Source organism: Streptomyces sp. NPDC057694 (assembly GCF_042799415.1).
In the GTDB taxonomy this organism is placed as follows: domain Bacteria; phylum Actinomycetota; class Actinomycetes; order Streptomycetales; family Streptomycetaceae; genus Streptomyces.
Map to the genome: position 1 here is coordinate 216,021 of NZ_JBHVIX010000003.1, position 25,527 is coordinate 241,547.

General features: G+C 68.3%; 23 protein-coding genes. 15 read left to right on the forward strand and 8 right to left on the reverse strand.

Features of this window, described 5'->3' with window-relative positions; genetic code table 11:
- Window positions 1-82 precede the first annotated feature (82 nt).
- Window positions 83-3,982, forward strand: coding sequence for a DNA-directed RNA polymerase subunit beta' (locus ACFVDP_RS10775; RefSeq protein ID WP_383486609.1), 3,900 nt, complete (start codon window positions 83-85; stop codon window positions 3,980-3,982).
- Window positions 3,983-4,056: 74 nt separating this feature from the next.
- Here the strand turns inward: ACFVDP_RS10775 and ACFVDP_RS10780 are convergent, their stop codons facing one another.
- The 6 genes from ACFVDP_RS10780 to ACFVDP_RS10805 form a co-directional block, all read right to left on the reverse strand.
- Window positions 4,057-5,079 carry a M48 family metalloprotease gene (locus tag ACFVDP_RS10780; protein WP_383486611.1) on the reverse strand — a complete coding sequence of 341 codons (1,023 nt, stop codon included), beginning with the start codon at window positions 5,077-5,079 and terminating at the stop codon, window positions 4,057-4,059.
- Window positions 5,080-5,104: 25 nt separating this feature from the next.
- Complete coding sequence (locus tag ACFVDP_RS10785; RefSeq protein ID WP_383486613.1) at window positions 5,105-5,635, reverse strand: Pycsar system effector family protein; 531 nt, start codon at window positions 5,633-5,635, stop codon at window positions 5,105-5,107.
- The gene (locus tag ACFVDP_RS10790; protein ID WP_383486616.1) at window positions 5,632-6,810 is read right to left on the reverse strand and encodes a hypothetical protein; all 1,179 of its coding nucleotides are present in this window, start codon (window positions 6,808-6,810) and stop codon (window positions 5,632-5,634) included. The genes ACFVDP_RS10785 and ACFVDP_RS10790 overlap by 4 nt, the downstream gene beginning before the upstream one ends.
- Window positions 6,803-9,103 (reverse strand): hypothetical protein, encoded by a 2,301-nt coding sequence (locus ACFVDP_RS10795; RefSeq protein WP_383486619.1) that lies wholly within the window; start codon window positions 9,101-9,103, stop codon window positions 6,803-6,805. Before ACFVDP_RS10795 ends, ACFVDP_RS10790 begins: the two co-directional genes overlap by 8 nt.
- Complete coding sequence (locus ACFVDP_RS10800; RefSeq protein WP_383486622.1) at window positions 9,100-9,888, reverse strand: hypothetical protein; 789 nt, start codon at window positions 9,886-9,888, stop codon at window positions 9,100-9,102. The genes ACFVDP_RS10795 and ACFVDP_RS10800 overlap by 4 nt, the downstream gene beginning before the upstream one ends.
- A gap of 128 nt (window positions 9,889-10,016) precedes the next feature.
- Window positions 10,017-10,733 carry a Crp/Fnr family transcriptional regulator gene (locus ACFVDP_RS10805; RefSeq protein WP_383486624.1) on the reverse strand — a complete coding sequence of 239 codons (717 nt, stop codon included), beginning with the start codon at window positions 10,731-10,733 and terminating at the stop codon, window positions 10,017-10,019.
- 246 nt (window positions 10,734-10,979) lie between these two features.
- Between ACFVDP_RS10805 and ACFVDP_RS10810 the strand changes: the two genes are divergently transcribed.
- The 5 genes from ACFVDP_RS10810 (at window position 10,980) to tuf (ending at window position 16,172) form a co-directional block, all read left to right on the forward strand.
- On the forward strand, window positions 10,980-11,465 hold the full coding sequence (locus ACFVDP_RS10810; protein ID WP_383487318.1) for a DUF1707 and DUF4190 domain-containing protein: 486 nt from the start codon (window positions 10,980-10,982) through the stop codon (window positions 11,463-11,465).
- Window positions 11,466-11,814: 349 nt separating this feature from the next.
- On the forward strand, window positions 11,815-12,186 hold the full coding sequence (gene rpsL / locus ACFVDP_RS10815; protein ID WP_003948652.1) for a 30S ribosomal protein S12: 372 nt from the start codon (window positions 11,815-11,817) through the stop codon (window positions 12,184-12,186).
- A gap of 2 nt (window positions 12,187-12,188) precedes the next feature.
- Window positions 12,189-12,659: a 30S ribosomal protein S7 gene (gene rpsG / locus ACFVDP_RS10820; RefSeq protein WP_116511074.1), complete on the forward strand. Its 471-nt coding sequence runs from the start codon at window positions 12,189-12,191 to the stop codon at window positions 12,657-12,659.
- 39 nt (window positions 12,660-12,698) lie between these two features.
- Window positions 12,699-14,825, forward strand: coding sequence for an elongation factor G (gene fusA / locus ACFVDP_RS10825; RefSeq protein ID WP_383486628.1), 2,127 nt, complete (start codon window positions 12,699-12,701; stop codon window positions 14,823-14,825).
- Window positions 14,826-14,978: 153 nt separating this feature from the next.
- On the forward strand, window positions 14,979-16,172 hold the full coding sequence (gene tuf / locus ACFVDP_RS10830) for an elongation factor Tu (protein ID WP_383486631.1): 1,194 nt from the start codon (window positions 14,979-14,981) through the stop codon (window positions 16,170-16,172).
- A 113-nt stretch (window positions 16,173-16,285) separates the two neighbouring features.
- Here the strand turns inward: tuf and ACFVDP_RS10835 are convergent, their stop codons facing one another.
- Entirely contained in the window at window positions 16,286-18,256 is a 1,971-nt protein-coding gene (locus tag ACFVDP_RS10835; protein ID WP_383486634.1) for a PIG-L family deacetylase, read from the reverse strand.
- Between the two features lie 262 nt (window positions 18,257-18,518).
- Window positions 18,519-20,018 carry an MFS transporter gene (locus ACFVDP_RS10840; protein ID WP_383486637.1) on the reverse strand — a complete coding sequence of 500 codons (1,500 nt, stop codon included), beginning with the start codon at window positions 20,016-20,018 and terminating at the stop codon, window positions 18,519-18,521.
- Window positions 20,019-20,172: 154 nt separating this feature from the next.
- Between ACFVDP_RS10840 and ACFVDP_RS10845 the strand changes: the two genes are divergently transcribed.
- The 9 genes from ACFVDP_RS10845 (at window position 20,173) to rpsC (ending at window position 25,525) form a co-directional block, all read left to right on the forward strand.
- Window positions 20,173-20,625 (forward strand): MarR family winged helix-turn-helix transcriptional regulator, encoded by a 453-nt coding sequence (locus tag ACFVDP_RS10845; RefSeq protein ID WP_383486640.1) that lies wholly within the window; start codon window positions 20,173-20,175, stop codon window positions 20,623-20,625.
- Window positions 20,626-21,076: 451 nt separating this feature from the next.
- Window positions 21,077-21,385 (forward strand): 30S ribosomal protein S10, encoded by a 309-nt coding sequence (gene rpsJ, locus ACFVDP_RS10850; RefSeq protein ID WP_003948644.1) that lies wholly within the window; start codon window positions 21,077-21,079, stop codon window positions 21,383-21,385.
- Between the two features lie 17 nt (window positions 21,386-21,402).
- Window positions 21,403-22,047, forward strand: a complete 645-nt coding sequence (gene rplC / locus ACFVDP_RS10855; protein ID WP_383486643.1) for a 50S ribosomal protein L3 — start codon at window positions 21,403-21,405, stop codon at window positions 22,045-22,047.
- Window positions 22,048-22,054: 7 nt separating this feature from the next.
- Window positions 22,055-22,708 carry a 50S ribosomal protein L4 gene (rplD, locus tag ACFVDP_RS10860; protein ID WP_383486646.1) on the forward strand — a complete coding sequence of 218 codons (654 nt, stop codon included), beginning with the start codon at window positions 22,055-22,057 and terminating at the stop codon, window positions 22,706-22,708.
- Window positions 22,708-23,127, forward strand: coding sequence for a 50S ribosomal protein L23 (gene rplW, locus ACFVDP_RS10865; RefSeq protein WP_266713072.1), 420 nt, complete (start codon window positions 22,708-22,710; stop codon window positions 23,125-23,127). The genes rplD and rplW overlap by 1 nt, the downstream gene beginning before the upstream one ends.
- 38 nt (window positions 23,128-23,165) lie before the next feature.
- Window positions 23,166-24,002, forward strand: coding sequence for a 50S ribosomal protein L2 (gene rplB, locus ACFVDP_RS10870; protein ID WP_383486650.1), 837 nt, complete (start codon window positions 23,166-23,168; stop codon window positions 24,000-24,002).
- 12 nt (window positions 24,003-24,014) lie between these two features.
- On the forward strand, window positions 24,015-24,296 hold the full coding sequence (rpsS, locus tag ACFVDP_RS10875) for a 30S ribosomal protein S19 (protein WP_111663848.1): 282 nt from the start codon (window positions 24,015-24,017) through the stop codon (window positions 24,294-24,296).
- Window positions 24,297-24,338: 42 nt separating this feature from the next.
- A complete protein-coding gene (gene rplV / locus ACFVDP_RS10880; RefSeq protein WP_383486654.1) occupies window positions 24,339-24,686 on the forward strand; it encodes a 50S ribosomal protein L22 in 348 nt (115 codons plus the stop codon).
- Complete coding sequence (gene rpsC, locus ACFVDP_RS10885; protein WP_383486657.1) at window positions 24,686-25,525, forward strand: 30S ribosomal protein S3; 840 nt, start codon at window positions 24,686-24,688, stop codon at window positions 25,523-25,525. The genes rplV and rpsC overlap by 1 nt, the downstream gene beginning before the upstream one ends.
- Window positions 25,526-25,527 lie beyond the last annotated feature (2 nt).

Sequence of the window (25,527 nt, forward strand, 5' to 3'; positions counted from 1 at the left end):
GCTCAGGGATGAGCCCCCGCACCGACCCCTCGACCCCCGTTTCAGACCACAGACTTACAACCCTGAGAGGGATTGACGCATAGTGCTCGACGTCAACTTCTTCGATGAGCTCCGGATCGGTCTGGCCACCGCTGACGACATCCGTCAGTGGAGCCACGGCGAGGTCAAGAAGCCCGAGACCATCAACTACCGCACGCTCAAGCCCGAGAAGGACGGACTCTTCTGCGAGAAGATCTTCGGTCCGACCCGGGACTGGGAGTGCTACTGCGGCAAGTACAAGCGTGTCCGCTTCAAGGGCATCATCTGCGAGCGCTGTGGCGTCGAGGTCACGCGCGCCAAGGTGCGTCGTGAGCGGATGGGCCACATTGAGCTGGCCGCTCCCGTCACGCACATCTGGTACTTCAAGGGCGTTCCGTCGCGTCTGGGCTACCTGCTCGACCTCGCCCCGAAGGACCTCGAGAAGGTCATCTACTTCGCCGCGTACATGATCACGTACGTGGACGAGGAGCGTCGTACCCGCGACCTGCCCTCCCTCGAGGCGCACGTCCAGGTCGAGCGTCAGCAGGTCGAGAACCGCCGCGACTCCGACCTGGAGGCCCGCGCCAAGAAGCTCGAGACCGACCTGGCCGAGCTCGAGGCCGAGGGTGCCAAGGCCGACGTGCGCCGCAAGGTGCGCGAAGGTGCCGAGCGCGAGATGAAGCAGCTGCGCGACCGTGCGCAGCGCGAGATCGACCGTCTCGACGAGGTGTGGAGCCGCTTCAAGAACCTCAAGGTCCAGGACCTCGAGGGCGACGAGCTGCTCTACCGCGAGCTGCGTGACCGCTTCGGCACGTACTTCGACGGTTCGATGGGTGCCGCGGCGCTGCAGAAGCGCCTGGAGACCTTCGACCTCGAGGAGGAGGCCGAGCGCCTCCGCGAGATCATCCGTACCGGCAAGGGCCAGAAGAAGACCCGTGCGCTCAAGCGCCTCAAGGTCGTCTCCGCGTTCCTGCAGACCAGCAACAGCCCCAAGGGCATGGTGCTCGACTGCGTGCCGGTCATCCCGCCGGACCTGCGTCCGATGGTGCAGCTGGACGGTGGCCGCTTCGCGACCTCCGACCTGAACGACCTGTACCGCCGCGTGATCAACCGCAACAACCGCCTGAAGCGCCTTCTCGACCTCGGTGCGCCCGAGATCATCGTGAACAACGAGAAGCGCATGCTCCAGGAGGCCGTGGACGCCCTCTTCGACAACGGTCGTCGTGGTCGCCCGGTGACCGGTCCCGGTAACCGCCCGCTGAAGTCCCTGAGCGACATGCTCAAGGGCAAGCAGGGTCGTTTCCGTCAGAACCTTCTCGGTAAGCGTGTGGACTACTCCGCGCGTTCCGTGATCGTCGTCGGTCCGCAGCTGAAGCTGCACCAGTGTGGTCTGCCGAAGGCCATGGCGCTGGAGCTCTTCAAGCCGTTCGTGATGAAGCGCCTGGTCGACCTGAACCACGCGCAGAACATCAAGAGCGCCAAGCGCATGGTGGAGCGCGGCCGCACGGTCGTGTACGACGTCCTCGAAGAGGTCATCGCCGAGCACCCGGTTCTGCTGAACCGTGCTCCCACCCTGCACCGCCTCGGCATCCAGGCCTTCGAGCCGCAGCTGGTCGAGGGCAAGGCCATCCAGATCCACCCGCTCGTCTGCACCGCGTTCAACGCGGACTTCGACGGTGACCAGATGGCCGTCCACCTGCCCCTGTCCGCAGAGGCGCAGGCCGAGGCCCGCATCCTGATGCTGTCCTCGAACAACATCCTGAAGCCCGCCGACGGCCGTCCGGTGACGATGCCGACCCAGGACATGGTCCTCGGTCTGTTCTTCCTCACCACCGACGGTGAGCTCCGTGACACCAAGGGCGAGGGCCGTGCGTTCGGCTCCGTCGCCGAGGCGATCATGGCGTTCGACGCCGGCGAGCTGGCGCTGCAGTCGGCCGTCGACATCCGCTTCCCGGTGGGCACCATCCCGCCGCGCGGCTGGACCCCGCCGGTGGCCGAGGAGGGCGAGCCCGAGTACCAGGCGGGCGACAGCTTCCGGCTGCGTACGACCCTGGGCCGCGCGCTCTTCAACGAGCTGCTGCCCGAGGACTACCCGTTCGTCGACTACTCGGTGGGCAAGAAGCAGCTCTCCGAGATCGTCAACGACCTGGCCGAGCGCTACCCCAAGGTCATCGTGGCGGCGACGCTCGACAACCTGAAGGCGGCCGGCTTCTTCTGGGCGACCCGTTCCGGCGTCACCGTGGCCATCTCCGACATCGTCGTTCCCGAGGCGAAGGTCGAGATCGTCAAGGGCTACGAGGCCCAGGACGAGAAGGTCCAGAAGCAGTACGAGCGCGGTCTCATCACGAAGGAAGAGCGCACTCAGGAGCTCATCGCGATCTGGACCAAGGCGACCAACGAGGTTGCCGAGGCGATGAACGCGAACTTCCCGAAGACCAACCCCATCTTCATGATGGTTGACTCGGGTGCCCGAGGAAACATGATGCAGATGCGTCAGATCGCCGGTATGCGTGGTCTGGTGTCGAACGCCAAGAACGAGACGATCCCGCGCCCCATCAAGGCCTCCTTCCGTGAAGGCCTGTCGGTGCTCGAGTACTTCATCTCGACTCACGGTGCTCGTAAGGGTCTGGCGGACACGGCGCTTCGTACCGCCGACTCCGGTTACCTCACCCGTCGTCTGGTCGACGTCTCGCAGGACGTCATCATTCGCGAGGAGGACTGCGGCACCGACCGTGGTCTCAAGCTGGCCATCGCCACCCGTGGCGAGGACGGCGTCCTGCGCAAGGCCGACGACGTCGAGACCAGCGTGTACGCCCGTATGCTCGCCGAGGACATCGTCGTCGACGGCAAGGTCATCGCGCCGGCCAACGTCGACCTCGGTGACGTGCTCATCGACGCCCTGGTCGCCAACGGCGTCGAGGTCGTCAAGACCCGCTCGGTCCTCACCTGCGAGTCCGCGGTCGGCACCTGTGCCTTCTGCTACGGCCGCTCGCTGGCGACCGGCAAGCTGGTGGACATCGGTGAGGCGGTCGGCATCATCGCCGCCCAGTCCATCGGTGAGCCCGGTACCCAGCTGACGATGCGTACCTTCCACACCGGTGGTGTGGCCGGTGACGACATCACCCAGGGTCTGCCCCGTGTCGTCGAGCTCTTCGAGGCTCGTACGCCGAAGGGTGTCGCCCCGATCTCCGAGGCCGCGGGCCGTGTCCGCATCGAGGAGACCGAGAAGACCAAGAAGCTCGTCGTCACCCCGGACGACGGCAGCGACGAGACGCCGTTCCCGATCTCGAAGCGTGCCCGTCTGCTCGTGGGCGAGGGCGACCACGTCGAGGTCGGCCAGAAGCTGACCGTGGGTGCCACCAACCCGCACGACGTGCTGCGCATCCTCGGCCAGCGTGCGGTCCAGGTCCACCTGGTCGGCGAAGTCCAGAAGGTCTACAACTCGCAGGGCGTGTCGATCCACGACAAGCACATCGAGATCATCATCCGGCAGATGCTGCGCCGCGTGACGATCATCGAGTCCGGCGACGCGGAGCTCCTGCCGGGCGAGCTCGTCGAGCGCTCGAAGTTCGAGACCGAGAACCGTCGTGTGGTCACCGAGGGCGGTCACCCCGCCTCCGGCCGTCCGCAGCTGATGGGTATCACCAAGGCCTCGCTGGCGACGGAATCCTGGCTGTCGGCCGCCTCCTTCCAGGAGACGACCCGAGTCCTGACGGATGCGGCGATCAACGCCAAGTCCGACAGCCTCATCGGCCTCAAGGAGAACGTCATCATCGGTAAGCTCATCCCGGCCGGTACGGGTCTGTCCCGCTACCGCAACATCCGGGTGGAGCCCACCGAGGAGGCCAAGGCCGCGATGTACTCGGCCGTCGGCTACGACGACATCGACTACTCGCCGTTCGGCACCGGCTCCGGCCAGGCCGTTCCGCTGGAGGACTACGACTACGGTCCGTACAACCAGTAAGCGAGCAGCTGCTTGACCCGCAGGGCGGTCACCCCGAGAGAGTTCGGGGTGGCCGCCCTGTGGCGTGTCTGGGGCTACAGATACGGCCTGAGCCGATGCAACCGGGTCGGGTAGTCGGGGTGCGTGTCCAGCAGCCGCTCCAGGAACCCCGGGCCGCCGCGCCGGAGTCCGGCCGCGGCCTTGGTGTGGCCGGCCGTCCGACCGACCTGATGCATGGTCTCCAGGACCACGGCGAGCTCCCGTCCGAAGCCGAGTGCGGCGGCGTGCTGGTCCGCACGGAGCTCTGCTCTGCGGCCCACGGCGGCCATGAGATACGGGGTGGCCAGCAGGAGAAGCGGTAACCCGTAGAGATGCTCCAGCGTCGTGAGGGTGATGAACACGAGCACGCCCAGCAGAAGAGCGGTGGCTGACCAGGAGCGTCGTTGCGACCACGCCACGGCCAGCGCCAGCAGGAACCGGATGAGGCGCCAGGCCCATCGGCCCGGCAACGCGTACCACTCGCCCAGCAGCGACGACCAGACATGGCCACCGGTGTGATGGCCCAGTTCGTGGGCGAGTACTGCGGCCAGCTGTGAGGTGGGCAGATGGTCCAGCGTGTACCGGGTGACGCCGACGATGTGGCCGGCGGCCGCGTAGGCGTTCAGGTCCTCGCTCTCCTCGATCCAGAGTTCGTACGTCCGGCCGTCGACACCTGCGCGGGCGGTGACCTCGTGCCAGACCGGAGCAAGCCGCTCGTGATCCGCCGGCAGGGGACGGTGCAGCCGCAGGAGGTGGCGGGCCAGGAAGTCCTCGGTGGGGCGGTGGAAGACCAGTACGCCCGAGAGGAGCCAGGCAAGCGGCAGTACCCAGAGAGGCATCCCCAGCCACGCGTCCAGCGCGCTCGCGATCAGCAGCACCACCAGCAGGCTCGTGACGGTGCCGGGAAGCTGCAGCACCAGTTGCCCCAGAGCCGTCGCGTCCAGCCCGCGCCCGCGGGCGGAGAAGTGCAGGCGGCCGGTCCGGTGCCGGTACTCGAGGTCATCGGTCGGCGAGGGTCGGCGCTGCGCGGCGGGAGCCGGGTCCTCCGGCGGTTGTGCGGGGTCGGAAGGGCTGGACATGGTCGGTCTCCAGGATGTCGGGGCGTCAGCCGATGAGCAGGGAAACGGGGAGCAGGACCACGGCGAGTGCCAGAGCGACCAGTCCTGTGCGTATCCACTGATGCTTGCGTGCGGCGATGCGGCTCGTCTCCGTCAGCGCGGTGATCGCGCCCGCTGCCGGGGTGCGCTCGGTCTCGGCCAGCGCCGCCGCCAAGTGGCCACTGCGTGCGGCTCGTTGGATGTCGCCGAAGTACGACAGGGGAGCACCGGGGGCCCAGCGGTACTTGCTGTACCTGGGCACCACGGCCATGAGGAGCGCCAGGAGCGCCATCATCAGGGCGGCGACCGCGGCCCACCATGCCGCGGCACCAGGGGCGGAGAGCCGCGAGGGCGCCCAGCCCCGTCCGGCCAGCAGGACCCCGAGGACTCCGGCCGCCACCCCGACGGCCGCCACGACGACGGCTGCCTTGGCGTCGGCGCGGGCGATCTCGGTCCGCAGATCTCCGAGCAGCCGCTCCGCCGCCCGGACGCCGGGCGGCGGCAGGGGCGCGGTGGTCCGGGGGCCGTTGCCGCTCATGCGTCGGACTCCGGGGATCCATCAGCGGCTGGTCCGGACGGCTCGTGGGAGGAGGTGGGACCGGAGTCCCGCTTGGTGAGGGACAAGTCCTGGGGCCAGTCGGCGAGCCCGGACGGCCTGCCGCCCGGCACACCGGGCATTTGCCGGCTGAAGATCTCGACCACGGCATCGAGGGCCATCCGCCTGGGCCCCTCGAGCTCGTAGTCCTCGGCGTTGCCTTTGCTCAGCAGATCGCGCGCCAGTTCCAGCGTGGCCTGCAACGAGCGGAACTGGTCCTCGCGCATGCTGTTGATGACGAGCTGCGAGTCCTCCTGATGCTCCGCGAGGTGCATGGCCCAGGCCACGACCCCGCCCTCCTCCAGGTATTTCTGATAGAACGCGATCTTCTCGGCCGCCAGCCGCTGGAGTTCGATCTGCTGGTGGGTGCGCTGGATCGCCACTTCGTGATCCCGCCGCTCGTACTCCATGGTCCGGCCCAGCTGGAGCTCGTCCTGCTGCCGGCCCCGGCGGTCGAGTTCCTCGTCGTACCGCATACCGAGTTGCTCGGTCCGTATCTGCTCCGAGGACGCGTGGCCGATGGACTGCAACCGTCGCTCGTGCTCGATCTCCTGCTCGTTGCGGCGGACGCGCAGCGTCCAGACCACTTTCAGGCCCGCGGTCTCGCCGAGCCGGCCCCGCCCCGGGCCGGTCAGGGCCCGCAGCAGATCGGCCTCGGCGCCCGCGCTGTCGTCGAGGGCGAAGCGTCGGGTCAGAGTCCGCGCGGCTTGCTGCAGCTCGCTGAGGAGCAGGGCGGGCACATCCCGATGTCCGCTCGCCACGAAGACAGCCGGCTCCATGACCTGCCAGGACAGCTCGACGGTTGCCGTGAACTCGAAGGCGTCGTTGTCGCTCGGCAACGGGATGTCCGCCTGATGGGGGTGAACACCCATGTCGACCTCGTACACCGCTGTGTAGCGCTTCCCGGCCGCCTCGCCACGGCTAGGCCGGCGGGGCGGGAGGTAGGCGTCGTACGTGCCCTTACTCGTCGAGAAGACCAGAGCGTGGTCGATACGGGTCAGGGACTTGCGGGCGAAGCCGAAGCGCGAGAGCTGGCGCACGGTGATGACGGGATCGATGAGCGGTGTGTGGCGGTCGGCCGGCTGCTGCCAGTCCGGGGGACGGCGGAGATCAGGCACGACGGGAGCCTCCTCGACTGGTCGGTGCTGTGGGGCCGGGCGGTCCGGGAGCCCCGGCGGGCTGCGGAAGTACGGTCAGCAGCCTGGCTGCCACGCCTGGCGGGGGAGCTCCGTCCTCACCGCGCAGGGTGCGCAGCAGATGGCTGAGGCGCTGGTGCTCCGCGGAGGTGGTGACCAGCGACGGGAGGAGGGAGGCGAGCGCCCGCTCGGCGGCGGCGTCCCGGTCGGCGATGTGGACCCAGGCGCTCAGCGCCTTGAGTGCGTCGCCGGTGCGGCGGCGGTCGTTGAGCGCGGCCCGCCAGAGTCCGGCGATCTCCGTGGCCGCTCCGCCGCCGTGCTCCACCGAGGCGGCGTACGCCTCGAGGAGTTGCGGGTGTCCGGTCTGGTCGCCTTCTTCCGTCCGTGCGCACGCGCTGAGGAAGCCGCGCACGGCGAGGTCGTGTGCGGGCCGGTCGTCGTCGATCCGGGCCAGGAGCTCGGTGAGAACCTCGTCGCGAACCGGCGACAGCAGGAGCATCTCCACGGACTGGGCGAGCTGGTCGACCATGTCCGGGTCGGGACCTTCACCGTCGTCGGCGCGACTGTCGGGCAGCGCGTATTCGAAGCGGATGGCCCGGCGCAGCGCGGCAAGCGTCTCCTGGGGGCGCTCCGCGCCGATCAGGCCGTAGGCACGGATGGCCACCCAGCGCATGCCCACCTCTTCGTTCGTGCACCAAGTGCCCAGGATGTGGGGGACGTTCGGCGTTTCCAGGAGATGGGCCAGTGTCAGCGCGTTGACGGCGACCAGACGGTGACGGAACAAGCGGGACGTGACCCAGGGTTCGATGACCAGTGCCATGGTCGAGGGCAGGTCCGTGTACGCGAGGACGGCGACGGTAGAGGCGGCGCGGGTACGCACCAGTGGGCGTCCGTCGTCGGCGAGCCGGCGCAGCCAGCGGACGAGGGCGGGGCGGGCGGACGGGTGCCCGGTCCACACCTCGCGCAGCAGGACGAGGGACACCCGGTCGTCGAGGAACTTCGCCTTGGACTGGGGGACCGGTCCCCACTCCGTGTTCTCCTCCTCCTCGTACCGCTCGGCGCGGGCGAGTTGCAGCCGTTTGCCGATGTGCGTTCCGAACACGGGGACTCGCGGCTGGAGCGCGGAGTTCTCGGTGCGCTGGAGGAAGCCGTAGAGCAGGTCGCTCAGTTCGGCCGTCAGCGCGTACGGCCCCTCGTCGAAGGCGGCCAGGGCGACGAGGAAGGCCTTGTCCCGAAGAGGGACCCGGTCCTCGTCCTCCTCGAACCACTCCTGGACCTGGTTCTCCAGGCTGATCAGAGAGAAGTTCTGGACGCCTGTCTCGGTGGCATCTCCTTCGGCGTAACGCTTGAGGAGCTTCGCGAAGGCTTCGACCTCACGTAGTTGCCGGTCGCGGCCGAGGAACTCCGTCACGGACGGGAGCCTCAGCAACCGCTCGGCGGTGGCCTCGTCGGTGAGCTCCCGAAGATGCGCCGCCAGCACGTCCCCGGCTTTCGGCGATTGCCAGGGCACGGGAGTGATGTCCTCCAGGGCGGCGCTTGGGTCGACCGTGATCACCAAGAAGGCGTCGTCCTTGACCAGTTGGTCGCGTGCGGCGAGCAGGTGCGGCTCCCGCAACGGGGTGTCCCGGCGCGTCGTCAGATCGCACAGTACGTAGCCCTTGGCCGGGTGCTGGTCGTCGCTCAGCTGCTTGACCAGTTCGGCCGGGCTGGTGTCGCGGAGCAGGATGCGGACCGGAGACGCCTGCAGCCGGTTCAGCAGCATCAGCGCGGCAGTGCGCCGCCCGGTGAAGTGCGCACCGGAGAGCACGAGGACCCGCTCCTCGCGCAGCCGTTTCACCAGGGACTGGAAGGCGCCCTCGTCGGTGACGAAGAGGGGAGCGAGCCGGTCCAGCGTCGTCTTGGGGACTTCGCCGGAGCCGTGGCCCGCCGCAGAGATGCCGATGCCGTAGTGGTGGACCTCCGTCTTGCTGCCCATGATCACGTCACCCGCGACCAGGCCACCGCTCACCCCGTGCTGGTCCCGGCCGACCAGGCTGCCGCCGAACCGCGCGTTGGCGCCGACACCCATGGCCTTCGGGCTGTGGTCGACCAGGTCCCGGCGGGCGGACCAGGCGGCCTGCGGGCGGTCGGTCTCCTCGGCCTCCTCGGGCTCCGCGGAATCCGGGCCGGGGTGCGGTGGCGCGTCGCCGGTCGTGCTGGCTTCCTTGTCGGCGGCGTGCGACGGCGGGGGCGGAGCGCCGGCCGCCGCCTGGGGTACCGGTCCTCCCGCGCTCACTTCTGCTCACCTCGTCCGGTGGCCCCGCCGCCGAGGTTCACGTCGCCGAGGACCATCCCCTGCCCGGAAACACCGTGCTGGTCACCGGCCACGTAACTGCCGCCGAAGGACGCGCCGCCGAGGTCGACGGTGCCCGGCCGCGGGGGCGTCGCCCCGGAGCCGGGCGCATGGGGAGCGGATGTGCCGTCCGCGGCAGCGCAGTCCGGGGCCGATGCGACGGGCTGCCCGTGCAGCCAGGCCACCGTGGGCCCTTCCTTCGTCTCCACGGTGATGCGGTGGAAGTCGCCCGGGCGTACACCGAGCGGACCGTGGCGCACCACTCCCTGGTAGATGCCGTCGGCCACGCACAGAACACTGGCGTCCTCGTGTTGCTTGAGCGCGTCGCGCAGGGGATCGGAATTCAACAGCCGTACCGCGTGATTGAGGTCCGAGCCGACCCAGCCGTCCAGCTCGTCGACGGCGACGTAGCCGGAGGAGAGGACGATCCGCAGGCGCATCTGAGCGCTCGTTGCCATGAGGCGGTTCTTGCTGTGCAGAAGAGCGGGGGTCTCGGTGAGCAGGGTCTTTACCAGCGCCGGCACGGAGGCCTGGGCGTCGACCAGTTCCATGACGGAGTCGCCGCGATCCGCCCGCAGCCGCGCGGGTTCGTCGATACCGGCCTTGAGGAGCGTGGCGTCCACGACCTCGTACAGGAGCCGCCGCAAGAAGGCCTGCTCCACGTCGTCGCGGGTACCGAACTGCTCGATGTCGAAGAGCAGGATGGTGCGGTGCATGGGGTCGGTCATGGTCTGCCTCTCGCAGGTCGCCGTCGTTGTGCAGCACGATGGCGCGGCGAAGCGGCGCGGCAGAGGACCGATGACACGGACGGACTGTGACCGTGTGCACAGAAGCAGGCGGGGCAGCGGCGACCGGATCAGGCGGGCCGCTCGCCGATGATGCGGCGCAGGACGTCGGGGCGGAGGACGATGATGCGGCGGCGCTGTGTGACCACGACCTGTCTGTCCCGCAGTTCTTTCAGCAGCCGGGCCACCGCCTCGCGGGACGAGCCGACGGACCCGGCGAACTCCTGCTGGCTGAGCCGGACCGTGAGTTCGACGCCCTCCTCGGTGTGGTGGCCGTGCGTGCGGACCAGTTCCAGAAGCAGTACGGCCAGTCGCTCGCGTACGGTCAGCGCCGCCCATTCCAGCCGTCGGCGGTCGGTCGCGCGCTGCCGGTCGGTGGTCAGGCTCAGCAGCCGCAGGGCAACGCGGGGACTGCCGGAGAGGAACGTGGTGAAGCGTGTTTCGTCTATCACCACGGCTTCGACGGGATCCAGGGTCGTCACGGTCGCCGACCGGTGCCGCCCGCTGAGGGCCGCGCCCTCGCCGATGATGTCACCGGGCCCCCGCAGCGCGAGCAGGGCTTCGTAGCCGTTCGCGGCGATGGCCGTCACCTTGGTCCAGCCGTGCAGCAGGAGCAGAACGTGGGCCGAAGGCTCCTCCTGATGCATGAGCACGCTGCGAGCCGGGTAGCGCAGGAGGCGTCCGGCTGCCAGCAGGGCCGAGCGGTCCTCCTTCTCCAGCCGGGCCAGAAAGGGCACACCGTCGTCGAAACCATCGTCGTCCCACGCGCGCGTACGCCCCGCAGCCATCCACCGCCCCCGCGATCAGCCGTGTTGAAGTCGCAACGAGTCAAAATACTTGAGGCCACCGCGCACGGGCTGGCGACAATCAGCCGTAGTGGCACGGGCTCGGGGAACCGGTGGCGGATAATCAGCGTTGAAGCATTATGGGAGGCAGCAGGTTTCTGCCGTCCAGCTCCGGGGGGAAGTGGTCTCGTGTCGAATCCGCAATGGCAGCCGGCGCCCTGGCCGCCGCAGCAGAATCAGCAGCCTTCGATGCTGGCCGCGCATGCCGACCGGGAGCGGGCGGTGGATGTGCTGCGGGCCGGGTTCGCCGAGGGGCGGCTGCCGCAGGCGGAGTACGAGAAGCGGGTCGAGCGGGCCTATCTGGCGCGCACCGTGGGGGAGCTGAGCACGCTCGTCGCGGATCTGCCGCAGGGGCCCGCGCCGCAGCAGCAGACGCTCATGCCGGGGGCCATGGCGCCCGTCCCGCGGACCTTCCTGCCGCATCCGCCGCCGCCCACCAACGGCAAGGCGATCGGGGCGCTGGCCTGTGGAGTGGGCACGTTTTTCTGCGGGGGGCTCACCGCGATTCCGGCGGTGATCCTCGGGCACATGGCGCGGGGTGAGATCCGTCGCACACAGGAGCAGGGCGACGGGATGGCCGTCGGCGGCATCGTGCTCGGCTGGCTGTGGATCGCCGGCTGGGCGTTCCTGCTGGTCATCATCATGATCGCGGCCGTCGGCTCGGGTTCGGGCTGACGTCGGCGGGGGCGTGATCCGGCCACGCTCCGGAAACCCATGACTACCGGGACGAATACCGCGCACGGAGGCGAGAAGTCCGGCGTGTCGCGGTGGGCTGCATTTGTTTTGACCGAAGTCCGTGAGGTAGGTACGCTCAGACCTTGTGCCTGGGGTGTGCCTGGGCTCGTGTGCGTGTCATCTGCCGCACAGCGAGTCCGGATCAGTTCGCTCAGTCTGATCACGGCCACCGCAATCTGCCGCTTCTCGCCCTCGGGCGGGGGTCTGCAGTATTCGACACACCCGACCGCGTGGGTCGGCGATGTTCCAGGTTAGCTTTACTATTCGGCACACAGAAACCGGAGAAGTAGTGCCTACGATCCAGCAGCTGGTCCGGAAGGGCCGGCAGGACAAGGTCGAGAAGAACAAGACGCCCGCACTCGAGGGTTCGCCCCAGCGTCGTGGCGTCTGCACGCGTGTGTTCACGACCACCCCGAAGAAGCCGAACTCGGCCCTCCGTAAGGTCGCGCGTGTGCGTCTGACCAGCGGCATCGAGGTCACGGCCTACATCCCGGGTGAGGGACACAACCTGCAGGAGCACTCCATCGTGCTCGTGCGTGGCGGCCGTGTGAAGGACCTGCCCGGTGTTCGTTACAAGATCATCCGCGGCTCGCTTGACACCCAGGGTGTCAAGAACCGCAAGCAGGCCCGCAGCCGCTACGGCGCCAAGAAGGAGAAGTAGAAATGCCTCGTAAGGGCCCCGCCCCGAAGCGCCCGGTCATCATCGACCCGGTCTACGGTTCTCCCCTGGTGACCTCCCTCATCAACAAGGTGCTGCTGAACGGCAAGCGCTCCACCGCCGAGCGCATCGTGTACGGCGCCATGGAGGGCCTGCGTGAGAAGTCGGGCAACGACCCGGTCATCACGCTGAAGCGCGCGCTTGAGAACATCAAGCCGACCCTCGAGGTCAAGTCCCGCCGTGTCGGTGGCGCGACCTACCAGGTGCCGATTGAGGTCAAGCCCGGCCGCGCCAACACCCTCGCGCTCCGCTGGCTCGTCGGCTACTCGCGCGCCCGTCGCGAGAAGACGATGACCGAGCGTCTGATGAACGAGCTGCTCGACGCCTCCAACGGCCTCGGTGCTGCCGTCAAGAAGCGCGAGGACACGCACAAGATGGCCGAGTCCAACAAGGCCTTCGCGCACTACCGCTGGTAGTCGCTACCCACATCGAGACCGAGAGAAGACTGAAGCCTTATGGCTACCACTTCACTTGACCTTGCCAAGGTCCGCAACATCGGGATCATGGCGCACATCGACGCGGGCAAGACGACGACGACCGAGCGGATCCTGTTCTACACCGGCGTCTCTTACAAGATCGGTGAGGTCCACGACGGCGCTGCCACGATGGACTGGATGGAGCAGGAGCAGGAGCGTGGCATCACGATCACCTCTGCTGCCACCACCTGTCACTGGCCGCTCGAGAACGACGACTACACGATCAACATCATCGACACCCCCGGGCACGTCGACTTCACCGTTGAGGTGGAGCGCTCCCTGCGTGTGCTCGATGGTGCCGTGACCGTGTTCGACGGCGTCGCCGGCGTTGAGCCGCAGTCCGAGACGGTGTGGCGTCAGGCCGACCGTTACGGCGTGCCGCGCATCTGCTTCGTGAACAAGCTGGACCGTACCGGTGCCGAGTTCCACCGCTGCGTCGACATGATCGTCGACCGCCTCGGTGCGACCCCGCTGGTCATGCAGCTGCCGATCGGTGCCGAGGCCGACTTCCAGGGTGTCGTCGACCTCGTCACGATGAAGGCGTTCGTCTGGTCGGCCGAGGCCGCCAAGGGCGAGGCGTACGACATCGTCGACATCCCCGCCACGCACGTCGAGGCTGCCGAGGAGTACCGCGGCAAGCTGCTCGAGGCCGTCGCGGAGAACGACGAAGAGATGATGGAGCTGTTCCTGGAGGGCACCGAGCCCACCATCGAGCAGCTGCACGCCGCCGTGCGTCGCATCACCATCGCCTCCGGCAAGGGCGGCGACACCACCGTCACCCCCGTGTTCTGCGGCACCGCGTTCAAGAACAAGGGCGTTCAGCCCCTGCTCGACGCCGTCGTGCGCTACCTGCCGACCCCGCTCGACGTCGAGGCCATCGAGGGCCACGACGTCAAGGACCCCGAGGTCGTCGTCAAGCGCAAGCCGTCGGACGACGAGCCGCTGGCTGCCCTCGCGTTCAAGATCATGAGCGACCCGCACCTGGGCAAGCTCACCTTCGTCCGGGTTTACTCGGGCCGCCTGGAGTCCGGCACCGCGGTGCTGAACCCCGTCAAGGGCAAGAAGGAGCGCATCGGCAAGATCTACCGCATGCACGCGAACAAGCGTGAGGAGATCGAGTCGGTGGGCGCCGGTGACATCGTCGCCGTCATGGGTCTGAAGCAGACCACCACGGGCGAGACGCTCTGTGACGACAAGCAGCAGGTCATCCTGGAGTCCATGGACTTCCCGGCGCCTGTCATCCAGGTCGCCATCGAGCCGAAGTCCAAGGGTGACCAGGAGAAGCTGGGTGTCGCCATCCAGCGTCTCTCGGAGGAGGACCCCTCCTTCCAGGTTCACTCGGACGAGGAGACCGGCCAGACCATCATCGGTGGTATGGGCGAGCTTCACCTCGAGGTGCTCGTCGACCGCATGAAGCGCGAGTTCCGCGTCGAGGCGAACGTCGGCAAGCCCCAGGTCGCGTACCGCGAGACGATCCGCAAGGCCGTCGAGCGCGTGGACTACACCCACAAGAAGCAGACCGGTGGTACCGGTCAGTTCGCCAAGGTGCAGATCGCGATCGAGCCCATCGAGGGCGGCGAGTCGTCGTACGAGTTCGTGAACAAGGTCACCGGTGGCCGTATCCCGCGGGAGTACATCCCGTCGGTGGACTCCGGTGCGCAGGAGGCCATGCAGTTCGGCATCCTCGCCGGCTACGAGATGACGGGCGTCCGCGTCACGCTTCTCGACGGTGCCTACCACGAGGTCGACTCCTCCGAGCTGGCCTTCAAGATCGCCGGTTCGCAGGCCTTCAAGGAGGCCGCGCGCAAGGCGTCCCCCGTGCTGCTCGAGCCGATGATGGCCGTTGAGGTCACCACGCCCGAGGACTACATGGGCGATGTCATCGGTGACATCAACTCCCGCCGTGGCCAGATCCAGGCCATGGAGGAGCGCAGCGGCGCTCGCGTCGTGAAGGGCCTCGTGCCCCTCTCGGAGATGTTCGGCTACGTCGGAGACCTCCGCAGCAAGACGTCGGGTCGCGCAAGCTACTCAATGCAGTTCGACTCCTACGCCGAGGTTCCGCGGAACGTCGCCGAGGAGATCATCGCGAAGGCCAAGGGCGAGTAACTCACTCGAGTTCACGCTTTAGGCTTGACACCGGAGCCCGACCGGGCATTCAGGGGCGAAAGTTCCTGAATGCCCCCGGGCCCTGGCTTTCCAGCAAAGATCACCTGGCGCCGATGAAGCAAGGCGTACAGAACCACTCCACAGGAGGACCCAGTGGCGAAGGCGAAGTTCGAGCGGACTAAGCCGCACGTCAACATCGGCACCATCGGTCACATCGACCACGGTAAGACGACCCTCACGGCCGCCATTACCAAGGTGCTGCACGACGCGTACCCGGACCTGAACGAGGCCTCGGCCTTCGACCAGATCGACAAGGCTCCTGAGGAGCGCCAGCGCGGTATCACGATCTCGATCGCGCACGTCGAGTACCAGACGGAGACGCGTCACTACGCGCACGTCGACTGCCCCGGTCACGCGGACTACATCAAGAACATGATCACGGGTGCCGCGCAGATGGACGGCGCCATCCTCGTGGTCGCCGCCACCGACGGCCCGATGCCGCAGACCAAGGAGCACGTGCTCCTGGCCCGCCAGGTCGGCGTTCCGTACATCGTTGTCGCCCTGAACAAGGCCGACATGGTGGACGACGAGGAGATCCTGGAGCTCGTCGAGCTCGAGGTCCGTGAGCTCCTCTCCGAGTACGAGTTCCCGGGCGACGACGTTCCGGTCGTCAAGGTCTCCGCTCTGAAGGCCCTCGAGGGCGACAAGGAGTGGGGCAACTCGATCCTCGAGCTCATGTCGGCCGTGGACGAGTCCATCCCGCAGCCCGAGCGCGACGTCGACAAGCCGTTCCTCATGCCGATCGAGGACGTCTTCACGATCACCGGTCGCGGTACGGTCGTCACCGGCCGTATCGAGCGTGGTGTCCTGAAGGTCAACGAGACCGTCGACATCATCGGCATCAAGACCGAGAAGACCACCACCACGGTCACCGGCATCGAGATGTTCCGCAAGCTGCTCGACGAGGGCCAGGCCGGTGAGAACGTCGGTCTGCTCCTCCGTGGCATCAAGCGCGAGGACGTCGAGCGCGGCCAGGTCATCATCAAGCCGGGTTCGGTCACGCCGCACACCGAGTTCGAGGCGCAGGCGTACATCCTGTCGAAGGACGAGGGTGGCCGTCACACCCCCTTCTTCAACAACTACCGCCCGCAGTTCTACTTCCGTACGACGGACGTGACCGGCGTCGTGACCCTCCCCGAGGGCACCGAGATGGTCATGCCGGGTGACAACACCGAGATGAAGGTGGAGCTCATCCAGCCCGTCGCCATGGAGGAGGGCCTCAAGTTCGCCATCCGTGAGGGTGGCCGGACCGTCGGCGCCGGCCAGGTCACCAAGATCAACAAGTAAGTCCGCTTACTTGTCGAGTCCCTTCGGGGCTTGATGCCTGGTAGCTCCTGCGAGCTCTGAGAGGGCCCGTACGACTTCGGTCGTACGGGCCCTTTCGCATGCCCTCGGGAGCGTCATGCCCTCGCCTGCCGCGGCCGCCACAGCCACGGCCGGGCGTCCGGGGAGAGGCCTGCCGCGGTCGGTCCGCGTCGGTCCACCGTCAGGGACGGGCCGTCCAGGGTGACGGGGTCGGTGGCCGGGCGGGTGATACGACCGTTCTCCAGGAGCTGTACGCGGCCGTCGGTGCCGAGCCCGAGCAGGTAACCGCCCGCGGCCGCCACGGGGCCGTAGCCGGGGAAGTCCACGGCCGGGCCGCCCGGGCTCAGCAGCCGGGCGGAGGCGGGCGGCCGGTAGTAGAGGCGGCCGCCGTCGACGGCCACGGCGTCGGCCGGGACGGGCAGGCCGGTGAGCGGAGCCGGCCCGTCGGGCGTCCAGTGGTGGACTGTGTCCCGGCCGGCGGCGTACACGTGCACCTGTCCGTCGTCCGCCACGACCGCCGTGAGGCCGTCCTGGACCTGGCCGCCGCCGAGGTCGCGCCACGGCGACCAGGTGCCGCTCGTGTCCCGTACGCGGGTGCTCACGCCCTGCGCCGCGTTGCGGACGAAGAGATGGACGCGGCCGTCGGGGGCGGTGACCGCCACCGGGACGCCGATGCGGCGGCCGCGGTCGGCGTCGGCGCCCTCCGGGTTGCCGAGGCTGGTCCAGGACCCGTACTTGCCGGGGCCGCGCTGCTCCAGGGCCACGATCTCGCGGGCGTCGGTCGCGCCGAGCCCCTCGATCGCGGCGAGCCGCAGGCCGAGGACCAGATGACGGCCGTCGGGGAGTGCGGCGCCGCCGAGGATCGGTGCGAGGGGACCGCCGCCCAGGTCGACGGGGGCGTTGAACTCGCCCTCCTTCTCCTCGTAGCGCACCGCCCGCAGCCCGAGGACGCCGTACGCGGTGAGGGCTCCGGCGCTGTCGGGGAAGAGGGTGAGGCGCGGCCCGGGATAGCGGTGGTGCGTGGCGCGGACCCAGCCCTTGCGGTTGGTGAGCGGGCGGTCGCCGCCCACGTTGTAGTCGCCGCAGCCCGCCGGATCGCCGCAGCTCCAGTCGGGGGCCGCGCCGTAGGGCACGAGGTGGGCGGCCTTGGGGTCGAGGACCTGCGGTGGGAGGTTCTTGGGCCAGTGGTGGTTGTAGTAGCCGCGGAAGGCGGTGACGGCGACGGCCGGCGGCCCGGACTTCGCCCCCTGCGCCCAGCGGATCAGCGCGGCCCAGGCGAAGCAGGCGACGGCGGTGTGGTCGGCGTGGTCGGAGTAGCCGGGCTGCTCGCTGTCGCGGATCTGGGTGGCCCGGTCGCTCGCCTGGAGATCCGGGTCCGGGTCGAGGGTGTGCACCAGGGTGGGCCGGTACCGCTCGAACAGTTCTACGAGGACGCTGACCAGGGAGTCGTGGTCGTACGTCTGCACCGTGCGCAGCGGTGAGCCGTCCGGGACGAGCGTGCGCAGCAGCAGACCGGGCTCGCGCCACAGCGCGGGTGCGCCCATGTGGCCGGCCGGGGTGTGCATCGCGAGGTCGAGATGGACCAACTCGACGCGGCGGCCCCGGTGTTCGAGGGAGTTGACCTCCACCTGGAAGCCGCTGCGCAGGCGCAGTGCGGAAACGTTCCACCTGGTGAAGACGGGCAGGCCGAGCTGGGTCGCGTAGGACTGGCGCAGGCCCTGGTGGCGGGCGGCGGAGTAGGCGGCCTTGTTCGGTGCGGGCTGCCGGTCGCCGGCCGACTTGTTGCGCCCGTCGGCCTCGCCCGCGGTGACGTACACGCAGACCAGCGGCGTACCGCTGCCGAAGGCGTGCTGGGCGTCGGGGTTCATGAAGTACAGGTCGTCGTCGGGGTGGGCGAGGACCTGGAGCAGCAGGGCGCGGTCCGCCTGGGCGGCGGGCAGTCCGGAGGCGGGGGAGGGGGCGGTGAGGTGCGGCGGGGGAGCGGGGGCCGTGCGCGAACAGGCGGTGAGTGAACCGGCGGCGGCGAGAGCGGCGGCGCCGCCGAGGACGACGGCGCGTCTGGACATCCCTCGCTCAACGGGCTTTTCGGGCCTCGGTATCGCAGGTCGATTCCGCATGGGGGCGCACTCCGTCCGCAGGGGAGGCAGCGGTCGGTGGTGCGCTCGCCTCTGTTCAGGTGTTCCGGTGGGTCACCTGGAGAGAGGGTCGCCGGGGGGTGGAGGTTCCATGCATGTACATGTTCCGTTCACCCGGAAGGAGCGGTGAACAGGACGGTGCCCCCGCCCTCGGTGTGCGAGGACGGGGGCACCGTGTGCCGCTGCGACCGGGTCAGTGACGGCCGGCCTGCGGCTTGGCGTTCACGAGGAGGGCCGCGCAGATTCCGGCGAGGAGCATCGCGCCGACCGCGTACCAGATCGCGTGGGTGTAGCCGTGGACGATGCCCGCGGCGACGACCTGGTCCTTCTTCGAGGGGTCGGTCATGTGGGTCGCGATGTACGAGCCCGTGGCCGACGTGGCGATGGTGTTGAGCAGTGCCGTGCCGAGCGAACCGCCCACCTGCTGCGAGGTGTTGACCATCGCGGAGGTGACGCCGGCGTCCTGCGGGCGGATGCCGCTCGTGGCCGTGGAGAAGACCGGCATGAACGTCAGGCCCATGCCGAGGCCGAGGATCAGCTCGGCGGGCAGGACGTGGCTGGCGTAGGAGGAGTCGACGCTCAGCTGGGTCAGGATCAGCAGGCCGCCGGCGGCCAGGATCATGCCCGGGACCATCAGGTAGCGGGCCGGGACCTTGGGCAGCAGGCGGGCCGAGATCTGCGTCGAGCCGACGATGATCGCGACCGACATCGGCAGGAAGGCCAGGCCGGTGCGGACCGGCGAGTATCCGAGGATGCCCTGGAGGTAGTACGTCATGAACAGGAACAGGCCGAACATGCCGATCGTGGCCAGGCCCATGGTCAGGAAGCAGCCCGCACGGTTGCGGTCCTTGAGGATGCGCAGGGGCAGCAGCGGCGACTTGGCGCGGGTCTGCCAGTAGACGAACGCGATGAGCAGCACCGCGCCGCCGATCAGCAGCGAGACGACCATCGAGTCGCCCCAGCCGCGCGGCTCGGCCTCCGAGAAGCCGTAGACGATCGCGACGAGGCCGCCGCAGCCCAGGATCACGCCGGGCACGTCGAGCTTGATGTCCTTGTGGCCCGCACGGTCGTGCAGCAGGATCACGGCGCCGATGACGGCGACGATCGCGATCGGGATGTTGACGTACAGGCACCAGCGCCAGTTCAGGTACGACGTGAGGATGCCGCCGAGGAGCAGGCCGACGGCGCCGCCCGCGCCCGCGAGTGCGCCGTAGATGCCGAACGCCTTGCCGCGCTCACGCGGGTCGGTGAACGTCGTGGTCATCAGCGACAGCGCCGACGGGGCGAGGAGCGCGCCGAAGACGCCCTGCAGGGCGCGTGCGCCGAACAGCATGCCGGAGCTCTGCGCGGCGCCGCCGATCGCGGAGGCCAGCGCGAAGCCGATCAGGCCGATGATGAAGGTGCGCTTGCGGCCGACGAGGTCGGCGACGCGGCCGCCGAGCAGCAGCAGGCCGCCGAACGCCAGGGTGTAGGACGTGATGACCCACTGCCGGTTGGCGTCGGACATGCCGAGGGCCGTCTGGGCGGACGGCAGCGCGATGTTCACGATGGTCGCGTCGAGGACCACCATCAGCTGGGCCAGGGCGATGACGACCAGGCCCCACCAGCGGCGCGGGTCGGGTGCATCGGCCGCCGGTGCGGCGGGGGAGGCCGGCGCCGTCCGGTTGGCGCCGACGGATATGGAGTCGCTCATGGCGAGGTGTCGCTTCCTTTGGGTCGCGGAGAGGCAGGAGAGAGGTGCTCGGCGTCAGACGCGCGACGGCGGAAGACGCACGACGGCGGACGTTTGGCGAGCTGTCCTGATCGTCAGTACCACTGACCATCAGGGTAAGGATACGCTACGGGACATGACGGACGACCTGGCGCAGCCCACAGTTCTGACCCAGCGCCTGGGGTATCTCGTCAAGCACGCCCATCTGCAGCTCGCCGACCTGCTGGCCGAGGCGCTGGGACCCTTCGGGGTCCATCCGCGCGAGGTGGGGATCCTCTCGGTGCTCGCGGCCGACAGCGAGGAGCGCTCGCAGCACGAGCTGGCGCAGCTGATCGGGATGGACCGCACGACGATGGTCGCGGTCGTCGACGAGCTGGAGCGCAAGGGGCTGGTCGAGCGGCACCGCAGCGTCCACGACCGTCGGCGCAACGTCGTGGTGCTCACGCCCGCCGGCATCACCTGCCAGCGCGAGGCGGACCGGGCCCGGGTCGAGGCGGAGCGGGCCTATCTGGCGCCGCTGGACGCGGAGTCGGCGGCGATGCTGACCGAGGCGCTGCGCACGCTGTACCTGGCGCACGGGAGCCGGTAGGCACGGCTTCCCGGGGCTCGCGGGGGAGCGGCCACCCCGGGTTTGACCTTCGTCACTCTCGGGGTACTCTCTACGGCCCGATTGGCCCCGGACGTGCCCCGTATGGCAGACTAGCGGGGTTGCTCGGTTGAGTGCCGATGCTGCGCGTCTCCCGCCGGGAGGACTGGAAGCAAGTCCCACAGTACTCGTCGCCCCATCTGCCGCTTGCGGCAGCGCTGGAGCGGACGTACGGGAATCTTCCGGGAATGCTCAGCGCGGAGCTCCACCAGGCGCCTGGTGGGTTTCTTCCCCCAGCCTTGCGGCCTTGGGTCGCGGTTCCTGTAGCAGGGAAATCCGTATGGATATTTCTGTCAGCAAGACCGCGACACGCCCGACCGCGTGGGTCGGAGGAAGTGTGAAACAGGGCCCCCAGGAGCCAGAGCGTTATGAGAGACAGGACTACTAAGTAGCCATGGCGGGACAGAAGATCCGCATCCGGCTCAAGGCCTACGACCACGAGGTCATCGACTCTTCGGCGAAGAAGATCGTCGAGACGGTGACGCGCACTGGTGCGTCGGTCGCAGGCCCGGTGCCGCTGCCTACCGAGAAGAACGTGTACTGCGTCATCAAGTCGCCGCACAAGTACAAGGACTCGCGCGAGCACTTCGAGATGCGCACGCACAAGCGCCTGATCGACATCCTCGACCCGACGCCGAAGACCGTTGACTCCCTGATGCGACTCGACCTCCCGGCCGGTGTCGACATCGAGATCAAGCTCTGAGGGCCGGTGATCTGAAGATGACTAAGCAGATCAAGGGCATCCTGGGCGAGAAGCTCGGCATGACGCAGGTGTGGGACGAGAACAACCGTGTTGTTCCGGTCACCGTCGTCAAGGCCGGCCCGAACGTCGTCACCCAGGTCCGCACGAACGACATCGACGGCTACGAGTCCGTCCAGATCGCGTTCGGCGAGATCGACCCGCGCAAGGTGAACAAGCCCCTCAAGGGCCACTTCGCCAAGGCCGACGTCACCCCCCGTCGTCACCTCGTCGAGATCCGTACCTCGGACGCTTCCGAGTACACCCTCGGCCAGGAGATCTCCGCCGCGACCTTCGAGTCCGGCGTGAAGGTGGACGTGACCGGCAAGAGCAAGGGCAAGGGCTTCGCCGGTGTCATGAAGCGTCACAACTTCGCCGGTGGCAAGGCATCTCACGGTGCCCACCGCGTGCACCGCAAGCCGGGCTCGATCGGTGGCTGCGCCACCCCCGGCCGTGTGTTCAAGGGCCTCCGCATGGCGGGCCGTATGGGCAACGAGCGGGTCACCACCCAGAACCTGACCGTTCACGCCGTTGACGCGGAGAAGGGTCTGCTCCTCATCAAGGGCGCAGTTCCCGGTCCGAACGGTGGCCTCGTCCTGGTCCGTACAGCGGCCAAGGGGGTTTGAGGAACCGATGAGCACCATTGACATCCTTTCGCCGGCAGGCGACAAGACCGGGACCGTCGAACTCCCCGCGGAGATCTTCGACGTAGAGAAGATCAGCGTTCCGCTGCTTCACCAGGTCGTCGTCGCCCAGCTGGCCGCTGCCCGTCAGGGCACGCACAAGACCAAGCGCCGCGGCGAAGTCCGCGGTGGTGGCAAGAAGCCGTACCGCCAGAAGGGCACCGGCCGCGCCCGTCAGGGTTCGACCCGTGCGCCGCAGTTCGCCGGCGGTGGCGTCGTCCACGGCCCGCAGCCGCGTGACTACTCGCAGCGGACCCCGAAGAAGATGAAGGCCGCGGCCCTGCGCCACGCCCTCACCGACCGGGCCCGCAACGCTCGCATCCACGTCGTCACCGGCGTGGTCGAGGGCGGGGTCTCCACCAAGGCCGCCAAGTCGCTGCTCGGCAAGATCTCGGAGCGCAAGAACCTGCTCCTGGTGATCGACCGTGCCGACGAGGCCGCGCTGCTCTCCGCTCGCAACCTGCCCCAGGTCCACATCCTGGAGCCGGGCCAGCTGAACACGTACGACGTTCTCGTCTCGGACGACGTGGTCTTCACCCAGGCCGCTTTCGAGTCCTTCGTGTCTGGCCCCAAGGCCGCTGACACCGAAGGGAGCGAAGCCTGATGGCTACGCGTCACCCGAGCATTGCCTCGAAGGCCGCCAAGGCCGCCAAGGCGGCGCGCGTCGCCAAGGCGAAGCGCATTGCCACCGAGGGCAAGATCGCCGTTGAGCCCACTCCGCTGAGCAAGTCCTTCTCGGACCCGCGTGACGTTCTCGTCAAGCCGGTCGTCTCCGAGAAGTCGTACGCGCTCCTCGACGAGGGCAAGTACACGTTCGTCGTGGCCCCCGGCGCCAACAAGACCCAGATCAAGCAGGCCGTCGAGGCGGTCTTCTCGGTCAAGGTCACCGGCGTCAACACGATCAACCGTCAGGGCAAGCGCAAGCGCACGCGCACCGGGTTCGGCAAGCGTGCCGACACCAAGCGCGCGATCGTGACCCTTGCTGAGGGCGACCGTATCGACATCTTCGGCCAGGCCTCCTAACGGAGCGCCCGGTCCGAATATCGGACGAGGACTGAGAAATGGGAATCCGCAAGTACAAGCCGACTACGCCGGGCCGTCGTGGCTCCAGCGTCGCCGACTTCGTCGAGGTCACGCGGTCCACGCCGGAGAAGTCGCTGGTCCGCCCGCTGCACAGCAAGGGCGGCCGTAACAACGCCGGTCGGATCACCGTTCGCCACCAGGGTGGCGGACACAAGCGCGCCTACCGAGTGATCGACTTCCGTCGTCACGACAAGGACGGCGTGCCGGCGAAGGTCGCTCACATCGAGTACGACCCGAACCGCACTGCGCGCATCGCGCTCCTGCACTACGCGGACGGCGAGAAGCGCTACATCCTGGCCCCGCGCGGTCTCGCACAGGGTGCCCGGGTCGAGAACGGCCCCACGGCCGACATCAAGCCCGGCAACAACCTGTCGCTCCGCAACATCCCGGTCGGTACCACGATCCACGCGATCGAGCTCCGTCCCGGTGGTGGCGCCAAGTTCGCCCGCTCCGCGGGTGCCTCCGTGCAGCTGCTCGCGAAGGAGGGCTCGATGGCCCACCTTCGTATGCCCTCCGGTGAGATCCGCCTGGTCGACGTGCGCTGCCGCGCCACCGTCGGCGAGGTCGGCAACGCCGAGCAGTCGAACATCAACTGGGGCAAGGCCGGCCGCATGCGCTGGAAGGGCGTCCGCCCGACCGTGCGTGGTGTCGTCATGAACCCGGTCGACCACCCGCACGGTGGTGGTGAAGGCAAGACCTCCGGTGGTCGTCACCCGGTCTCGCCGTGGGGCAAGAAGGAGGGTCGTACTCGTGATCGCAACAAGGCGAGCAACAAGTACATCGTCCGCCGCCGCAAGTCGAACAAGAAGCGCTAGGAGCGGGTTTAGATGCCGCGCAGTCTCAAGAAGGGACCCTTCGTCGACGGACACCTTGTAAAGAAGGTGGACGTACAGAACGAAGCCGGTACCAAGAACGTCATCAAGACCTGGTCCCGTCGCTCGATGATCATCCCCAGCATGCTGGGCCACACGATCGCGGTGCACAACGGCAAGACCCACATCCCGGTGTTCGTCACCGAGTCGATGGTCGGCCACAAGCTCGGCGAGTTCTCGCCGACGCGCACCTTCCGGGGTCACGTCAAGGACGACCGGAAGTCGAAGCGCCGCTAAGGCGGGGTGGAATCGACTATGACTAACACCGAAGGGACAACCATGGAAGCCAGGGCCCAGGCGCGGTACATCCGCGTCACGCCCATGAAGGCCCGCCGCGTGGTGGACCTCATCCGTGGCATGGATGCCACGGAGGCTCAGGCGGTCCTGCGTTTCGCCCCGCAGGCCGCGAGCGTGCCGGTCGGCAAGGTGCTGGACAGCGCCATTGCCAACGCCGCGCACAACTACGACCACCCGGACTCGTCGTCGCTGTTCATCAGCGAGGCGTTCGTCGATGAGGGTCCGACCCTGAAGCGGTTCCGTCCGCGTGCCCAGGGCCGTGCCTACCGGATCCGCAAGCGGACCTCCCACATCACCGTGGTCGTCAGCAGCAAGGAAGGAACCCGGTAATGGGCCAGAAGGTAAACCCGCACGGGTTCCGGCTCGGTGTCACGACCGACTTCAAGTCGCGTTGGTACGCCGACAAGCTGTACAAGGACTACGTCAAGGAAGACGTCGCCATCCGTCGGATGATGACGTCCGGCATGGAGCGCGCCGGCATCTCGAAGGTTGAGATCGAGCGCACCCGTGACCGCGTGCGTGTGGACATCCACACCGCTCGTCCCGGCATCGTCATCGGCCGTCGTGGCGCCGAGGCCGACCGCATCCGCGGTGACCTCGAGAAGCTCACGGGCAAGCAGGTCCAGCTGAACATCCTCGAGGTCAAGAACCCCGAGGTCGACGCTCAGCTGGTCGCGCAGGCCGTCGCGGAGCAGCTGTCCTCCCGCGTCTCCTTCCGTCGCGCCATGCGTAAGAGCATGCAGTCGTCGATGAAGGCCGGCGCCAAGGGCATCAAGATCCAGTGTGGCGGTCGTCTCGGCGGTGCCGAGATGTCCCGTTCGGAGTTCTACCGCGAGGGCCGCGTGCCCCTGCACACGCTCCGCGCCAACGTGGACTACGGCTTCTTCGAGGCCAAGACGACCTTCGGCCGCATCGGCGTGAAGGTCTGGATCTACAAGGGCGACGTCAAGAACATCGCCGAGGTTCGCGCCGAGAACGCCGCTGCCCGCGCCGGCAACCGCCCGGCCCGTGGCGGCAACGACCGCCCGGCCGGCCGTGGTGGCCGCGGTGGCGAGCGTGGCGGTCGCGGTCGCAAGCCGCAGCAGCAGACGGCTCCGGCCGCCGAGGCCCTCAAGGCCGACGCGCCCGCCGCTGCCGCTCCGGCTGAGAGCACCGGAACGGAGGCCTGACC

What these genes read in the sequence shown, in the direction of transcription:
- ACFVDP_RS10780 (WP_383486611.1), bottom strand. Translation starts at nt 5,079, where the DNA reads ATGTCCAGCCCTTCCGACCCCGCACAACCGCCGGAGGACCCGGCTCCC.
- ACFVDP_RS10785 (WP_383486613.1), bottom strand. Translation starts at nt 5,635, where the DNA reads ATGAGCGGCAACGGCCCCCGGACCACCGCGCCCCTGCCGCCGCCCGGC.
- ACFVDP_RS10800 (WP_383486622.1), bottom strand. Translation starts at nt 9,888, where the DNA reads ATGACCGACCCCATGCACCGCACCATCCTGCTCTTCGACATCGAGCAG.
- ACFVDP_RS10805 (WP_383486624.1), bottom strand. Translation starts at nt 10,733, where the DNA reads ATGGCTGCGGGGCGTACGCGCGCGTGGGACGACGATGGTTTCGACGAC.
- ACFVDP_RS10810 (WP_383487318.1), top strand. Translation starts at nt 10,980, where the DNA reads ATGCTGGCCGCGCATGCCGACCGGGAGCGGGCGGTGGATGTGCTGCGG.
- rpsG (WP_116511074.1), top strand. Translation starts at nt 12,189, where the DNA reads ATGCCTCGTAAGGGCCCCGCCCCGAAGCGCCCGGTCATCATCGACCCG.
- fusA (WP_383486628.1), top strand. Translation starts at nt 12,699, where the DNA reads ATGGCTACCACTTCACTTGACCTTGCCAAGGTCCGCAACATCGGGATC.
- ACFVDP_RS10835 (WP_383486634.1), bottom strand. Translation starts at nt 18,256, where the DNA reads ATGTCCAGACGCGCCGTCGTCCTCGGCGGCGCCGCCGCTCTCGCCGCC.
- ACFVDP_RS10840 (WP_383486637.1), bottom strand. Translation starts at nt 20,018, where the DNA reads ATGAGCGACTCCATATCCGTCGGCGCCAACCGGACGGCGCCGGCCTCC.
- ACFVDP_RS10845 (WP_383486640.1), top strand. Translation starts at nt 20,173, where the DNA reads ATGACGGACGACCTGGCGCAGCCCACAGTTCTGACCCAGCGCCTGGGG.
- rpsJ (WP_003948644.1), top strand. Translation starts at nt 21,077, where the DNA reads ATGGCGGGACAGAAGATCCGCATCCGGCTCAAGGCCTACGACCACGAG.
- rplC (WP_383486643.1), top strand. Translation starts at nt 21,403, where the DNA reads ATGACTAAGCAGATCAAGGGCATCCTGGGCGAGAAGCTCGGCATGACG.
- rplD (WP_383486646.1), top strand. Translation starts at nt 22,055, where the DNA reads ATGAGCACCATTGACATCCTTTCGCCGGCAGGCGACAAGACCGGGACC.
- rplW (WP_266713072.1), top strand. Translation starts at nt 22,708, where the DNA reads ATGGCTACGCGTCACCCGAGCATTGCCTCGAAGGCCGCCAAGGCCGCC.
- rplB (WP_383486650.1), top strand. Translation starts at nt 23,166, where the DNA reads ATGGGAATCCGCAAGTACAAGCCGACTACGCCGGGCCGTCGTGGCTCC.
- rpsS (WP_111663848.1), top strand. Translation starts at nt 24,015, where the DNA reads ATGCCGCGCAGTCTCAAGAAGGGACCCTTCGTCGACGGACACCTTGTA.
- rplV (WP_383486654.1), top strand. Translation starts at nt 24,339, where the DNA reads ATGGAAGCCAGGGCCCAGGCGCGGTACATCCGCGTCACGCCCATGAAG.
- rpsC (WP_383486657.1), top strand. Translation starts at nt 24,686, where the DNA reads ATGGGCCAGAAGGTAAACCCGCACGGGTTCCGGCTCGGTGTCACGACC.